This window comes from Aliiroseovarius sp. F47248L (assembly GCF_023016085.1).
GTDB lineage: Bacteria > Pseudomonadota > Alphaproteobacteria > Rhodobacterales > Rhodobacteraceae > Aliiroseovarius.
The window spans coordinates 417017-431407 of the sequence record NZ_JALKBF010000001.1; the positions used below are offsets into that span (position 1 = coordinate 417017).

Here is a 14391-nt window from a genome sequence, read left to right on the forward strand (position 1 = left end):
TTAGACCCCAGTCGCCGGAATGCCGGTGCGCTTGACCGGCTGTGGCGCGGTCAGTTCTTTCCATTTGCTGAGTGCGGTGTTGACCGTCGCATTCGGTTCGCGTTCGACAAACTTGCCGTGGCCTTCCTGCGTCTTGATCTCGCCGTCATGCACAGCAACCTGTCCGCGTGTCAGCGTGAAGCGGGGCAGGCCTTTGACCTTGTGACCTTCGAACACGTTATAGTCGATAGCCGATTGTTGGTTGCCTGCCGTGATGGTCTTTTCTTTCTCGGGATCCCAGACAACAAGATCGGCATCCGCCCCCACCAGAACAGCGCCTTTCTTGGGATAGCAATTCAGGATTTTGGCGATGTTGGTCGAGGTGACGGCGACAAATTCGTTCATCGTCAGGCGCCCCGTGGCCACGCCGTTTGTCCAAAGCATCGGCATCCGATCCTCAAGCCCGCCGGTGCCGTTTGGGATTTTGGTGAAATCCCCAACGCCATATCGTTTCTGCTCCGTTGTAAACGCGCAGTGGTCCGTCGCAACAACCGACAAGCTGCCCGATTGCAGACCGGCCCACAGGCTGTCTTGGTGTTGTTTGTTGCGGAAGGGCGGCGACATCACGCGACGCGCGGCATGGTCCCAATCTTTGTTGAAATACTCGCTTTCATCCAGTGTCAGGTGCTGGATCAGCGGCTCACCCCAAACGCGTTTGCCCTGCATGCGGGCGCGGCGGATCGCTTCGTGGCTTTCCTCGCAGGACACATGCACGACATAGAGCGGTGCACCGGCCATGTCGGCAATCATGATCGCGCGGTTGGTGGCCTCCCCTTCGACCTGAGAGGGGCGGGAATAGGCATGTGCTTCAGGCCCCGTGTTGCCCTCGGCCAGCAGCTTGGCGGAGAGTTCCGCGACCACATCGCCGTTTTCAGCATGGACCATCGGGGTCGCGCCCAGCTCGGCCAGACGGTTGAACGAGGCGAAGAGCTCGTCGTCATTCACCATCAGCGCGCCCTTATAGGCAAGGAAGTGCTTGAACGTGTTGATGCCGCGTTCCTGAACGACGGTTTTCATGTCGTCGAACACTTGCTCGCCCCACCACGTGACCGCCATATGGAACGAGTAGTCGCAGTTCGCGCGGGTCGATTTATTGTCCCAGCGTTTCAACGCGTCCAGCAGGCTTTCCCCTTGGTTTGGCAGAGCGAAATCGACAACCATCGTGGTGCCACCGGCCAGCGCCGCCCGCGTGCCGCTTTCGAAATCATCCGAGGAATAGGTGCCCATGAACGGCATTTCGAGGTGCGTGTGCGGGTCGATCCCGCCGGGCATGACGTAACAACCGGTGGCGTCGAGCGTCTCGTCGCCCTTCAGGTCCGGCCCGATCTCGATGATCTTGCCACTGTCGATCAGGACGTCTGCTTTGTAAGTGAGGTCCGCTGTTACGACAGTGCCGTTTTTGATGACTTTGGTCATTTGGGGACTCCTTGTTTATTCATCGCGCGCAATAATCACGTTCTCGCTGATTATTGCTGTTCCAGGGTTCATCCGGATTCCCGATCCAGGATTGTCGATTAGAAACCGGGCTGCTTCTTCAATGGTATCAAAAGAAATGGCATGGGTTTTCTCGTTGTTTGGTCGGTTTTTTAGATAGCAGTCATACTGAGCTTTCCCTGTCGAGCGAGATTTAACTTTGTATGCAACCTGACCTGTGTCAGCGCTATATATTTTCACTCCACAATCTCCGCCGTTTCCAACACCGCGTGCATCAGCACATCCGTGCCAGCCGCCGCCCATTCCTTGGAAATGTCCTCTGCCTCGTTATGGGATAGTCCGTCCACACAGGGGCACATGATCATAGCGGTGGGATAAATCTCGTTGATCCAGCAGGCGTCGTGGCCTGCACCCGAGACGATATCCATGTGGCTATAGCCCAGTTCTTTCGCGGCATTGCGCACGGCTTTCACGCAGCCTTCGTCAAAGGCGGGCGGGTCGAAGGTGCCGACCATCTCCCAGCTCATTTCCACGCCGATATCCGCACAGAGCTTCGGCGCACGTTCGTCAAACTCGGCGATCATCGCGTCGATCACCTCTTGCAGGTGCGAGCGGAAATCGACGGTGCAGACGACCTTGCCGGGGATGATGTTGCGCGAGTTCGGGTAGACGTCGATATGGCCAATCGCCCCCACCGCGTTGGGCTGGTGTTTCATCGCGATCTCATGGACCAGCTCGGTGATCAGCGCCAAACCACGTCCTGCGTTGATCCGCATGGGCATGGGGGTCGAGCCTGTGTGGCTTTCCTTGCCGATGATGGTCACTTCCAGCCAGTTCAGACCTTGGCCGTGGGTAACGACACCGATGTCTTTGCCCTCTGCTTCCAGAATGGGGCCTTGTTCAATGTGCAGCTCGAACATCGCGTGCATTTTGCGTGCGCCGACTTGCTCGTCGCCGACCCAACCGATGCGCTTCAGTTCATCTCCGAATTTCTTGCCCTCGGCATCCTCCCGGTCATAGGCCCAGTCTTGCGCGTGCTTTCCGGCAAACACGCCAGAGGCCAGCATGGCAGGGGCAAAGCGCGTGCCTTCTTCGTTGGTCCAGTTGGTCAGAACAATCGGGTGTTTGGTTTTGACGCTCAGGTCATTCATCGTCCGGATGGCCTCAAGCCCACCCAACACGCCCAGCACCCCGTCATACTTGCCGCCGGTCGGTTGGGTGTCGAGGTGCGAGCCCATATAGACGGGCAGGGCGTCGGGGTCTTCGCCGGGGCGGGTGGCAAACATGTTGCCCATCGTATCGACGCCCATGGTGCAGCCCGCAGCCTCGCACCAGCTTTGAAACAGAGCGCGGCCTTCGGCGTCTTCGTCGGTCAGGGTCTGGCGATTGTTACCGCCCGCGACGCCCGGCCCGATCTTGGCCATCTCCATAATGCTGTCCCAAAGACGGTCAGGATTGATGCGCAGGTTTTTCCCGTGGCTCATAGTCATCTCCCATTTGGTCGGCCTTGCGGCGTGCGGAAATTAGATTCCGTCGTTACCCACAGGCTGGCGGATTTCTGCACGATCGGTCAATCTTTTTCTGACCGATCGTGCAGACAACACCTGTTTTTTGCGCAAAACTCGTGCCACAAGATGAAACCCTGTGCAGATTTTGCGCAAGCAACGAGTGTGATGAGCGACGTGAACAAGACGACAAGAGGCATCCAAAGCCGCAATCGCGAAGAGGTGACAGCCCGCATTCTGGTTGCCGCCGAAAAAGTGTTTGCCGAGTTTGGTTATGCCGGCGCTTCGATCAGTCGGATCGCGGCGGTGGCGGGGCTGCCCAAGTCGAACGTGGTTTATTACTTTGAGACGAAAGAGGCGCTGTATCGCCGTGTCGTGGGCGAGATTTTTGACATCTGGCGTGCGGCGGCGGACAGTATCAGGGTCGACAATGACCCGATTCAAGCGCTGGGCGAATATATCGACACCAAACTGGATCTTGCGCGGACGCGGCCCTATGGCTCGAAAGTCTGGGCGAACGAGATCATCCAGCGCGCGCCCATCGTGCAGGACTATCTGGAAGACGAGCTGCGATCCTGGACCGAAAACCGGATCGTGGTGATCGAGACCTGGATCAAAAATGAACAGATCCGACCGATCAGCGCGCGCCATTTGCTTTATGCGATTTGGGCAACAACGCAGCATTACGCAGATTTCATTCACCAGATCACGACACTGAACGAAGGCGAAGAGCTCACCGATGTGCAGTGGGACGAAACCAAGACAGCCGTGAAAGATCTGCTGCTCTGTGGGGTTGCTCTGCCAAACCGGATCAGGGCTGAGGGTTGATATTGGATGGCTAAAGCAGGCTCGACATCCCGCCCCACCCGCATCCAGCGCGAGAAACGGCGGGCGATATTCGAGGCCGCGCTGGACGTGTTCTCGGAAAAAGGACTGCGCGGAGCGACTTTGGACCAAATCGCCGATGCAGCAGGTCTATCCAAGCAGAACATCGTTTATTATTTTAATGGCAAGGAAGCTATCTACTCCGAACTTCTTGAAAGCTTGCTTGAAGAGTGGGTCAGCCCCCTTCGCGATCTGTCCGAGGATGGGGATCCGCTGGACGAGATCCTGACCTATGTTGGTCGCAAGATGGAGATGTCACGCGAGATGCAGCGCGAAAGTCGACTATTTGCGACTGAGATCCTGCACGGTGCCCCTAGGTTGGGGAACATGCTGACGAAAGACCTTAAATCGTTGGTCGATGAAAAGGCTGCTGTCATTGCCAATTGGATGGTTGAAGGTCAGCTAGCCACCATTGACCCGCATCACCTCATCTTCTCGATTTGGGCGATGACCCAGCATTATGCCGATTTTGACCTTCAGGTGCAGGCGGTGTTGGGGCCGGTGCGCAGTGACACACGGTTCGAAGACGCAGAAGCGTTTATCAAGCACATGTTGGTCAGGGCGCTTCACCCCTGAGCAGCATCGCAAGTGCCAGAAGCGTTGCAGCTACACCGGCCAGCAAAAGGGCAGGGGGGGTGGTGCCGTAAAACAGGAAATCCCAAAGCACGACCCAGCTTGGTACAAGATATGTGTATGCCATGACCTTGCCTGCCGGCAGGCGCTGGGCGGCATATTGAACCAAAAAGAACGTGCCAGCGGTGGTGACCACGGCAAGATAGGCAATGACCATCCAAACTGCCGGGCGCAAGGCCGAGAAGTCAGTGTGAACGAGGTCGCCAAAACCATAGAGTCCAGTGACGATCAAAGCACCCAGCACAGTCCCAAGTGATGTTTGCAAAGGTTTGACGTCGCTTGCCAATTTCCGAGCAAGTGCTGGCACCAACGCGTGGGCCAGCGCACCAACAGAAAACAGCGCCTCGCCACGACCAAGCTCAAACCGCATGAGCGCGCCGATATCCGCGCGAAAAATGACCCACACCGCCCCCACCGCACCGATTGTCAGCGCGATCAGCGTCCAGCGCCCTGACCTCTGCCCTGCGATCAACAGCCCACAGCCTGCCGCCATCAAAGGCGTCAACGTAAAGACCGCCGCAGTCGATACAGCGGTTGTGACGCGAAGCGCCTCGAACATGGTGATGAAATATACGGCCATCAACCCGCCCATCAGCCCAAAGCGCCAAAAGCCGGTGAAGACCGGGCGCACAGAAATACGCAAGACCCGCGCAAGTCCAAACAGGACCAGCGCCGCCAACGCAAACCGCACTGTGTTCAGGGCGGTGGGTGTAATTTCTTTCGCGACGATGTGGCCAAAACTGAAAGACAACGAGACCAGTGCCGAAAAGGATAACATCGCCAGATGGCCCTGCCGAGAGGAGGACAGGGCCATCCCAGCCTTACTCGGCGGCTGTGGCGCTTGGGTTGTTGGGGTGGGTTGTCCAGTTGGCATATTCTTTCTCAACAACCTTTCCGGTTCGTTCGTCCATGGCACCCGCTACGATGGTTTCCATGGTGATGCAGCCATCGACTGGGCAGACATTCACACACAGATTACACGCCACGCATTCGTCGTCCTTCACGTCGAAAACGCGATCCTCGGACATGCTGATCGCCTGGTGCGAGGTGTCTTCACAGGCTGCATAGCAGCGCCCGCATTGGATGCAAGCGTCTTGGTCAATGCGCGCCTTGGTGACGTGGTTCAGGTTCAGATATTGCCAGTCAGTGACATTGGGCACCGCACGGCCGACCACTTCTTCGATTGAGGTGTAGCCCTTTTCATCCATCCACTGGCTGAGGCCCGAGATCATTTCCTGCACCACCTTGAACCCATAGGTCATCGCCGCCGTGCAAACCTGCACGTTGCCCGCGCCAAGCGCCATGAATTCGGCTGCATCGCGCCAGGTGGTCACACCGCCAATGCCCGAAATGGGCAGGCCGCGCGTGCCGGGGTTGCGGGCAATCTCGGCGACCATGTTCAGGGCGATGGGTTTCACCGCCGGGCCGCAATAGCCGCCATGGGTGCCTTTGCCGTCGATCATCGGCTCGGGAGCCATCACGTCCAGATTGACGTTGGTGATCGAGTTGATCGTGTTGATCAGGCTGACCGCATCCGCCCCACCATCCTTTGCGGCCTGTGCGGGCAGAAGGATGTTGGTGATGTTGGGCGTCAGCTTCACGATGACGGGCAGGTCGGTGGCTTCCTTGCACCAGCGCGTGACCATCTCGATATATTCCGGCACCTGCCCGACAGCCGATCCCATGCCGCGTTCGGCCATCCCGTGCGGACAGCCGAAGTTCAGTTCGAACCCGTCACAGCCGGTTTCGGCGATGCGCGGGATGATGCGTTTCCACTCGTCTTCCTCGCAGGGCACCATCACGGATGCGATCAGCGCGTGGTCGGGATAGTCCTTCTTCACGCGGGCCATTTCCTCAAGGTTGACCTCAAGCGGGCGGTCGGTGATCAGTTCGATGTTGTTCAAACCCAACAGGCGACGGTCTGCGCCGTGGATCGCGCCATAGCGCGGGCCGTTCACGTTAACGACGGGCGGTCCTTCGGCCCCCAGCGTCTTCCAAACCACGCCGCCCCAACCGGCTTCGAACGCGCGGCGCACGTTGTATTCCTTGTCGGTGGGTGGGGCCGAGGCCAGCCAGAACGGGTTGGGTGACTTAATTCCAAGAAAGTTCGATGTCAGGTCGGCCATTAGCTTGCTCCTGTCAGAGTGGCGTGGATGTCCATGGCCGCATCGCGACCTTCGGCAACGGCGGTGACGGTCAGATCGTCCCCGCCCGAGGCACAATCGCCCCCGGCCCAGACATTCGCCAAGTTGGTTTTCTGCGCGTCGTTGACGGTGATCTTGCCGCCGTCCAGCGTCAACCCGTCCGGCGTCTCGCCCAGTTTCTGGCCGATGGCTTTGAACAGTTGATCGGCGGGCAGGGTGAAGGTCTCGTCCAGCGTCTCCAACTTGCCAACACGCGTTTCGGTATAAGCGAAGGTCACGGCAGTCAGCGATCCGTTGCCCTCGATCCCCACTGGGGTTGCATTGCAGATCAACCTGACGCCTTTCTGCCGCGCCAAGTCCTGTTCGAACTTTGACGCCGCCATGGCCCCTTGCCCGCGACGGTAAACGATTGTCACGTCCTCGGCGCCCAGCAGTTTGGCTTGCACGCCCGCGTCAATCGCGGTCATGCCGCCGCCGATGACGACGACGCGTCGGCCAACGGGCAGGGCGGTCAGGTCGCTTGCCTGACGCAGATCGGCGATGAAGTCGACGGCATCCGCGACGTTGGTTTTGTCTTCACCGTCAAGACGCAATGCGTTGACGGCGGTCAGGCCCATGCCAAGAAACACCGCGTCGAAATCATCTTGCAGCCTGTCCAATGTGATGGACTGACCCAAAGCCTGCTGATAGCGGATTTCGATCCCGCCAATGGCCATGAGCCAATCCAGTTCCTTCTGCGCGAAATCATTGGTGGATTTGTAAGCAGCAATGCCGAATTCATTCAGACCGCCCCCTTTGGACCGCGCTTCGAACACCACAACGTTGTGGCCCAGCATCGCCAAGCGGTGCGCGCAGGCAAGGCCGGACGGGCCGGCGCCCACGACGGCGACCTGCTTGCCGGTCTCAGGTGCACGCACGAACGGGTGCACCCCCTTGGCCATCAATGTGTCGGTGGCAAAGCGTTGCAGACGGCCGATTTCGACCGGCTTGCCCTCGGCAACCTCGCGCACACACACTTCTTCGCAGAGTGTCTCGGTCGGACAGACCCGCGCGCACATGCCGCCCAGAATGTTCTGGTCAAGGATGGTCTTGGCCGCCGCTTCCGCCGTGCCGGTGGCAATCTGGCGGATGAACAGCGGTATGTCGATCGAGGTCGGGCACGCCGTCATACACGGCGCATCGTGGCAAAAATAGCAACGATCCGCGGCCACAAGAGCCTCGTGTTCATCATATGCTGGGTGAAGGTCCGAAAAATTGGCTTGCACGTCGGCTGGCGCTAATCGGGCCGGAGAAACTCCGTTTTCCCTGTTGGTTTGGGGCATTTTTTGATTCCCATTCTTGTTTTGATCCTTCTATGAAGGCATAAAATCAATAATTTTACCAGATGGTAAAAAATAAAATGACTGGGTGCCCTCATGATCAGTGCATCGTGATCGATGCCAATGTGCTGAGCGCATACATGCTGTTTAACACATGCCTGAACTGAACAACGTCGCGAACGTCACTCCGCTGGAAGTGGCGTCCTCTCGATGTCTGGTTCAAGCGTGACCAGCCAGTCGCGCCCTGTCGCGCACTGCGTTCTTGATCAACCGATTGGATGGCATATTTAAATCACAGTTGCTTAACACGCTATTCTATGGTCACTATTACATGACCAGCGGTCATTTATGCGCTGGTAAGATGAGCAAAGCGGCAGAATCTGCGATTAGGGGGCTGATCGTTGCAACTTACGGTGAACGGAGTAGTTCATGACGTGGATGTCGAAGATGACATGCCGTTGTTGTGGGTTCTTCGCGATGAAATTGGGCTGAACGGGCCGAAATACGGTTGTGGCGTGGCTGCCTGTGGCGCCTGCACGGTGCACATCAACGGTGTTTCCGTTCGTTCCTGTCAGACATTTGTTTCCGATGTAGACGGTCCCGTCACAACGATCGAGGGTTTGGGAACGCCCGAAGAATTACACGCTGTTCAAGCTGCATGGCTGGAACATCAGGTTGCGCAATGTGGGTACTGCCAAGGCGGTCAAATGATGCAGGCCGCCGAGTTGCTTTCGCATACGCCGCAGCCGTCGGATGCTGATATCGACGAGGTGATGTCTGGCAATCTGTGCCGGTGTGGCACCTATCCCCGCATTCGCGCAGCTGTGAAAACGGCTGCCAAGACTTTGCAGGACACTTGATCATGGGCAGCGCGGGAACCATCGCACGTCGCACGTTCATTGTGGGTTCGGTCGCCATTCTGGGCGGTGTCGCTTTTGGGTACTATCAGTATAAACGCCCTGCGAAGAACCCATTGCTGGACGGATTGACGGATGGCACTGCGGCACTGACGCCCTATGTCTTGATCAACGCAGAGGGTATCACGCTGATCACGCCGCGTGCGGATATGGGGCAAGGCACCTATTCGGTTCAGGCAGCTCTGATCGCGGAAGAACTGGATGTCGAACTTGACCAGATCCAGGTCGATCCCGGCCCGCCGTCAAAAGCTTATTATAACACAGCGTTGGCGAACGACGCGGTGCCATTTCCAAGCACTGATCAAAGCGCAGCCGCTAAGGTTATGCGCGGGACCGTTGATGCGGTAATGAAATTTATGGGCATGCAATTGACGGGCGGGTCGACAACTGTGCCCGATGGGTATGAAAAGCTACGTGTCGCGGGGGCCGTCGCCCGCGAAACGCTGAAAGCAGCTGCGGCCCAACAAAGCGGTTTGGACATCTCGCAACTGAAAACACAGCGTGGTTCGGTTGTTCTGCCAAATGGAAAGCGAATCTCCTATCAGGCACTGGCCACGACGGCTGCCCAGATTGATCCCATCACCGACGTGACACTGCGCCCGTCAACCCAGTGGCGACTTGTTGGTAAACCCATGCAACGGGTTGATATGATCGCGAAATCAACCGGCACTCAAACGTACGGGATTGATGTGCGGATGGAGGGGATGGTGCATGCCGCCATTCGTCTGAACCCACGCAAAGGGGGAGAGGTTGTTAGCTATGATGCTGCAACCGCCAAAACCATGCGTGGCGTGCAACATGTCATCCCGGTGACGGGTGGGATTGGGGTGATCGCCAACAATACGTGGCGTGCATTTCAAGCGGCGGACGCCATCGAAATTGAATGGGGTGCAGCTCCTTATCCTGCCTCGCAGGATGATCATTGGCAGGCATTGGCAGATACGCTTAAAGGCGGTTCGCAGGACGCCCAGCCGCGCGATGATGGTGATGTAGACAGCATTCCGATGACGGTTGAGGCTGAATATCGTGCGCCTTATCTGGCTCATGCGCCACTTGAGCCGTTAAATGCTACCGTTCTGGTAACAGACAGCCGCGTGGATGTATGGACCGGCAACCAGATCCCGCGCATGACGCAGGCGAGTGTTGCCAGCATGACGGGTGTGCCCGTTGAAGACGTGTATGTGCATATCTTGATGATGGGCGGCAGTTTCGGGCACCGGCTGGAGGACGAGGTCGTCAAGCGCTGCACTGAACTGGCGATAGCCCTGCCGGGCACGCCGGTCAAGCTGACCTATAAACGTGAAGAAGATACGGCACAGGACTACACCCGCCCGATTGCGATGATGCGAGGGCGTGGCGCTGTCGAAGATGGCAGGGTTACGGCGATAGAGATCCGGGTGGCCAGCCCCTCGATCCTCGACAGCCAGATGGGGGAACGACAGGGGTTGGGCTTGCCCGGTCCGGACAGCACGATCACCCAAGCCCTGTGGGATCAGCCCTACGCCATTCCGCATTATCGTGTAACGGGTTACCGCGCGCCGAAATTGGGGCCGGTCAGCTCGTGGCGGTCCGTCGGCGCGTCGCAAAACGGGTTTTTTCACGAAAACTTCCTGAACCAGCTGATCCATGCAGCAGGTGCCGATCCAGTCGAGGAACGCCTGCGCCTGATGACGGACATTCCATCGCGCAAGGTGTTGGAAGCCGTGGCCGAGATGTCGGGTTGGGGTGGATCACTTGATGGGAACAAGGCTCGTGGCGTGGCGTTCAGCCTGTCTTTTGGCACCCCGGTGGCCGAAGTGATCGAGATCAGCAATACAGAAAACGGGATCGAACTGGACAAGGTCTGGGTCGCTGCCGAAGTGGGGCGCGTGGTGGATCCAGTCAACTTTGAAAATCTTGTGCAAGGCGGCGTGATCTGGGCATTGGGCCATGCGATCAACAGCCAGATCACCTATGCCGACGGAATTGTGGAACAGGAAAACTTTTTCGATTTCGAAGGGTTGCGAAACTCTCAAACGCCGGAAATTTTCGTGCGCGGATTGGAAAACCGTGACCACGTCACCGGGATCGGAGAGCCCCCCGTACCGCCCGCTGCCCCCGCATTGGCTGAGGCGATATTTCAAGCGACCGGAGAACGCCCGACCGAAATGCCCTTCGCCAACAGGTTCACATTCGTCTGACCGATCTTCCACCACTCACGGGGTCAGACATCAAGGCGCGCTCGTCAGAAATGGCGGGCGCGTTTGAATTGGGGGGGGGTGACCCTCTGTGCATACGCGCATGTTTCATAGGATATTTTGGGCCAGAAGAACGGCAGAGGAAACGAGGCAAGACTGAGAAATCAGACACTCAAAGAGCCGTAGCTTAGCGACCCCGTCCTTTGCGACCTGCCCGTTGCCCGGGCTTCCCAGCCGTTGACCGCCCCTTCGTTTTTTGTGCCGCATCTCCTGCCGCTTCAATCGCTGATTGCCGCGCCAGCGGATCGTCGGCGATGGCAAGTTCGACGGCTTCTAGCCGGTGCACTTCGTCGCGCAGTCGGGCGGCTTCCTCAAACTCAAGGTTCTCAGCCGCTTTGCGCATTTGGGCTTTCAGCCCTTCCAGATGAGCGATCAGATTGTCGCCGATCATCGGTTTGTCGATGGTTGCGGTGACACGAGACATGTCGGTGTCGCCTTCGTAAAGACCAGACAGCACGTCATCGACGTTTTTCTTGACAGTTTCGGGCGTGATGCCGTGCAGGTCGTTATAGGCCTTCTGCTTCTCGCGTCGGCGGTTGGTTTCATTCAGCGCGCGTTCCATCGAGCCGGTGATGCGATCAGCGTACATGATGACGCGGCCTTCGGCGTTTCGCGCAGCGCGACCTATGGTTTGCACAAGCGAGGTTTCCGAACGCAGGAAGCCCTCTTTGTCGGCGTCCAGAATGGCGACCAAACCACATTCGGGGATGTCCAGGCCTTCGCGCAGCAGGTTGATCCCCACCAGCACGTCGAAGGCGCCAAGACGCAGGTCGCGCAGGATCTCGATCCGCTCGATCGTATCGATGTCCGAATGCATGTAACGCACGCGAATGCCTTGTTCATGCAGGTATTCAGTCAGGTCTTCGGCCATCCGTTTTGTCAGGGTCGTGACCAAAGTTCGCATACCGCGGTCGGCCACCTTGCGCACCTCGTCGAGAAGATCGTCCACCTGCATGTCCACGGGGCGAATTTCGACTTCTGGGTCCAGAAGGCCCGTTGGACGGATGACCTGTTCAGCAAAGACACCGCCGGTTTGTTCCAGTTCCCAACTGGAAGGGGTCGCGGACACGAAGATGGATTGCGGACGCATAGCGTCCCATTCTTCGAATTTGAGTGGACGGTTGTCCATGCACGACGGTAGGCGGAATCCATGCTCAGCCAAAGTGAATTTGCGACGGTAGTCACCGCGATACATGCCGCCGATTTGGGGCACCGACACGTGGCTTTCATCCGCAAAGACAATCGCATTGTCAGGGATGTATTCAAAGAGCGTGGGGGGCGGTTCACCTGGGGCGCGTCCCGTCAAATAGCGCGAGTAATTCTCGATCCCGTTGCAGAAACCAGCAGCTTCGAGCATTTCAAGGTCGAACTTGGTGCGCTGCTCAAGGCGCTGGGCTTCCAGCAGTTTGCCTTCGTCTTCGAATTGCTTCAGCCGCAGGACCAGTTCCTGTTTGATGCTCTGGATCGCCTGCTTCAGCGTGGGCGTCGGCGTCACATAGTGCGAGTTGGCATAGATGCGCACCTTTTCCAGCGTATCGGTCTTGGCGCCGGTCAACGTGTCAAACTCGGTGATGCTTTCCAACTCCTCGCCAAAGAACGAAAAGCGCCAACCGCGGTCTTCAAGGTGGCTGGGCCAGACTTCCAGGCTGTCGCCGCGCACCCGGAACGACCCCCGCTGAAATGCGTTGTCATTGCGTTTGTATTGCTGGGCGACCAGGTCGCGCATCATCGCGCGTTGGTCATAATCTTCGCCGACCGTGATATCCTGCGTCATGGCGGTATAGGTTTCGGGCGATCCGATACCGTAGATACAGCTGACCGACGCCACGATGATCACATCATCGCGTTCCAACAATGCCCGTGTGGCCGAGTGGCGCATCCGGTCAATCTGTTCGTTAATCTGGCTTTCCTTCTCAATGAAGGTGTCAGACCGGGCGACATAGGCTTCAGGCTGGTAGTAGTCGTAGTAGCTGACGAAATACTCGACTGAATTGTCGGGGAAGTATCCTTTCATTTCGCCGTAAAGTTGGGCAGCAAGTGTCTTGTTTGGCGCGAGAATGATCGCAGGGCGTTGGGTCTCTTCAATGATCTTGGCCATGGTGAAGGTTTTGCCGGTGCCGGTTGCGCCCAATAGCACTTGATCGCGGTCCCCTGCGTCAATACCGCCGACCAATTCCGCGATGGCAGTGGGTTGGTCACCGGCGGGTTTAAAAGGGGTGCTCATCTCAAATCGCTTGCCACCTTCAAGTTTGGGACGCGCGGTTGGGGCGAGTGTTGGGTTGGTCAGCGGGCTATGGGTCATGCGAATCCTTCCGCCGTTTAGAATGGTCACATTTTGTTCTTCTTCAAGGGGTAAGGATTACTTTACCTCTCCCTCCCCATAATTAGCGAATTGAGCGGACAGCGCGTATTTCGGATTATGAAATCCAGATAGTGGCTTTCAAGGCTGTGAAAGCATTTACCAGTAAGCAACCAATGGTTGCATGTGTGCAAAGAGGAGCGAAAGCCACCTTTTTGTTTTGTGCTATCTAACTACCTGAAAAATAAAATAAAAAATAGAATTTTTTTTGTGAAATATGCAACTAAAAGTGTTTTTGCACTTGTCTCAGCTATGGCGTCACGCTAGGTTTGTGTGGCAAGCAGCAGAACGGACTGCCGGTGGCGACGATACACCCACCCCACCCCACCCCTCGCTCCCTCGGAGCTACCGGCAGCCACTCTGATTTCTCAAAACCACCACTCACGATGCGCTTCCAGCCCGCAGCTGGGTTGGAAGCCGCATGTGAAGCTGTCGCGATCAAGTGCCAATTTTGCTTGAATTACATTCACGCATGCCGGATAAACCGCTCAGGCTTTCAAGGAGATCCCGGATGCGTGCACGTATCTACCAACCCGCTCGTAATGCCATGACATCAGGGCAGGCTAGGACCAAGGTTTGGCTGCTGGAATATGCAGCAGACGAGGCGCGCGACGTGGATCCGTTGATGGGCTGGACCAGTTCATCGGATACTCAAAGCCAGGTACGTCTGAAATTCGACACCAAAGAAGCAGCGTTGAGCTATGCCCGTGAGCGCGGCATCGAAGCGATTGTGCAAGAACCGCACAAACGCCGGGTGAATATTCGGTCTGGTGGCTATGGTGAAAATTTTGCCACCAACCGGCGCGGCCCCTGGACGCACTGAAGCGATGTAAATCGGGGCAAAGTTGTCTCGAAATCGGGGTAAGGATCCCGCGAACCACCGCCCGGATCAATAGGTTGGTCTCGTGACCGAAGCGCA

At 57.4% G+C, this 14391-nt stretch carries 12 protein-coding genes; 5 read left to right on the top strand and 7 right to left on the bottom strand.

Annotated elements, in window-relative coordinates:
• Genes hydA through MWU51_RS02170 form a run of 3 tightly spaced genes read right to left on the bottom strand, consistent with a single transcriptional unit; the run spans position 1 to position 2963 of the window.
• Complete coding sequence (gene hydA, locus MWU51_RS02160) at positions 1-1455, bottom strand: dihydropyrimidinase (RefSeq protein WP_247034097.1); 1455 nt, start codon at positions 1453-1455, stop codon at positions 1-3.
• A gap of 15 nt (positions 1456-1470) precedes the next feature.
• Complete coding sequence (locus MWU51_RS02165) at positions 1471-1713, bottom strand: hypothetical protein (RefSeq protein WP_247034099.1); 243 nt, start codon at positions 1711-1713, stop codon at positions 1471-1473.
• A complete protein-coding gene (locus MWU51_RS02170; protein WP_247034101.1) occupies positions 1710-2963 on the bottom strand; it encodes a Zn-dependent hydrolase in 1254 nt (417 codons plus the stop codon). Before MWU51_RS02170 ends, MWU51_RS02165 begins: the two co-directional genes overlap by 4 nt.
• A 183-nt stretch (positions 2964-3146) precedes the next feature.
• On the opposite strand from MWU51_RS02170, the gene MWU51_RS02175 reads away from it, so the two are divergent.
• Positions 3147-3806 carry a TetR family transcriptional regulator C-terminal domain-containing protein gene (locus MWU51_RS02175; protein ID WP_247034103.1) on the top strand — a complete coding sequence of 220 codons (660 nt, stop codon included), beginning with the start codon at positions 3147-3149 and terminating at the stop codon, positions 3804-3806.
• Positions 3807-3812: 6 nt separating this feature from the next.
• Positions 3813-4439, top strand: coding sequence for a TetR family transcriptional regulator C-terminal domain-containing protein (locus tag MWU51_RS02180; protein ID WP_247034104.1), 627 nt, complete (start codon positions 3813-3815; stop codon positions 4437-4439).
• On the opposite strand, the gene MWU51_RS02185 is transcribed toward MWU51_RS02180, so the two are convergent.
• Genes MWU51_RS02185 through MWU51_RS02195 form a run of 3 tightly spaced genes read right to left on the bottom strand, consistent with a single transcriptional unit; the run spans position 4420 to position 7962 of the window.
• Positions 4420-5310 carry a DMT family transporter gene (locus MWU51_RS02185; RefSeq protein WP_247034111.1) on the bottom strand — a complete coding sequence of 297 codons (891 nt, stop codon included), beginning with the start codon at positions 5308-5310 and terminating at the stop codon, positions 4420-4422. The genes MWU51_RS02180 and MWU51_RS02185 overlap by 20 nt on opposite strands.
• Positions 5311-5317: 7 nt before the next feature.
• Positions 5318-6622 carry an NAD-dependent dihydropyrimidine dehydrogenase subunit PreA gene (gene preA / locus MWU51_RS02190; RefSeq protein ID WP_247034113.1) on the bottom strand — a complete coding sequence of 435 codons (1305 nt, stop codon included), beginning with the start codon at positions 6620-6622 and terminating at the stop codon, positions 5318-5320.
• Positions 6622-7962, bottom strand: a complete 1341-nt coding sequence (locus MWU51_RS02195; RefSeq protein WP_247034115.1) for an NAD(P)-dependent oxidoreductase — start codon at positions 7960-7962, stop codon at positions 6622-6624. Before MWU51_RS02195 ends, preA begins: the two co-directional genes overlap by 1 nt.
• A 398-nt stretch (positions 7963-8360) precedes the next feature.
• Between MWU51_RS02195 and MWU51_RS02200 the strand changes: the two genes are divergently transcribed.
• Complete coding sequence (locus tag MWU51_RS02200) at positions 8361-8819, top strand: (2Fe-2S)-binding protein (RefSeq protein ID WP_247034117.1); 459 nt, start codon at positions 8361-8363, stop codon at positions 8817-8819.
• Positions 8820-8821: 2 nt separating this feature from the next.
• Entirely contained in the window at positions 8822-11056 is a 2235-nt protein-coding gene (locus tag MWU51_RS02205) for a molybdopterin cofactor-binding domain-containing protein (RefSeq protein ID WP_247034119.1), read from the top strand.
• Positions 11057-11240: 184 nt separating this feature from the next.
• Here MWU51_RS02205 and uvrB read toward each other — a convergent pair whose 3' ends face one another.
• Positions 11241-13415 (bottom strand): excinuclease ABC subunit UvrB, encoded by a 2175-nt coding sequence (gene uvrB, locus MWU51_RS02210; protein ID WP_281502632.1) that lies wholly within the window; start codon positions 13413-13415, stop codon positions 11241-11243.
• 568 nt (positions 13416-13983) lie between these two features.
• Here uvrB and MWU51_RS02215 point away from each other — a divergent pair.
• Entirely contained in the window at positions 13984-14295 is a 312-nt protein-coding gene (locus tag MWU51_RS02215; RefSeq protein WP_247034121.1) for an ETC complex I subunit, read from the top strand.
• The last annotated feature ends 96 nt before the right edge of the window (positions 14296-14391 follow it).

Excerpts from the sequence above, each read along its gene's own strand:
- MWU51_RS02170 (WP_247034101.1), bottom strand. The coding sequence starts at position 2,963 with ATGACTATGAGCCACGGGAAAAACCTGCGCATCAATCCTGACCGTCTT.
- MWU51_RS02175 (WP_247034103.1), top strand. The coding sequence starts at position 3,147 with ATGAGCGACGTGAACAAGACGACAAGAGGCATCCAAAGCCGCAATCGC.
- MWU51_RS02215 (WP_247034121.1), top strand. The coding sequence starts at position 13,984 with ATGCGTGCACGTATCTACCAACCCGCTCGTAATGCCATGACATCAGGG.
- MWU51_RS02185 (WP_247034111.1), bottom strand. The coding sequence starts at position 5,310 with ATGGCCCTGTCCTCCTCTCGGCAGGGCCATCTGGCGATGTTATCCTTT.
- uvrB (WP_281502632.1), bottom strand. The coding sequence starts at position 13,415 with ATGACCCATAGCCCGCTGACCAACCCAACACTCGCCCCAACCGCGCGT.
- MWU51_RS02205 (WP_247034119.1), top strand. The coding sequence starts at position 8,822 with ATGGGCAGCGCGGGAACCATCGCACGTCGCACGTTCATTGTGGGTTCG.
- preA (WP_247034113.1), bottom strand. The coding sequence starts at position 6,622 with ATGGCCGACCTGACATCGAACTTTCTTGGAATTAAGTCACCCAACCCG.
- MWU51_RS02180 (WP_247034104.1), top strand. The coding sequence starts at position 3,813 with ATGGCTAAAGCAGGCTCGACATCCCGCCCCACCCGCATCCAGCGCGAG.
- hydA (WP_247034097.1), bottom strand. The coding sequence starts at position 1,455 with ATGACCAAAGTCATCAAAAACGGCACTGTCGTAACAGCGGACCTCACT.
- MWU51_RS02195 (WP_247034115.1), bottom strand. The coding sequence starts at position 7,962 with ATGCCCCAAACCAACAGGGAAAACGGAGTTTCTCCGGCCCGATTAGCG.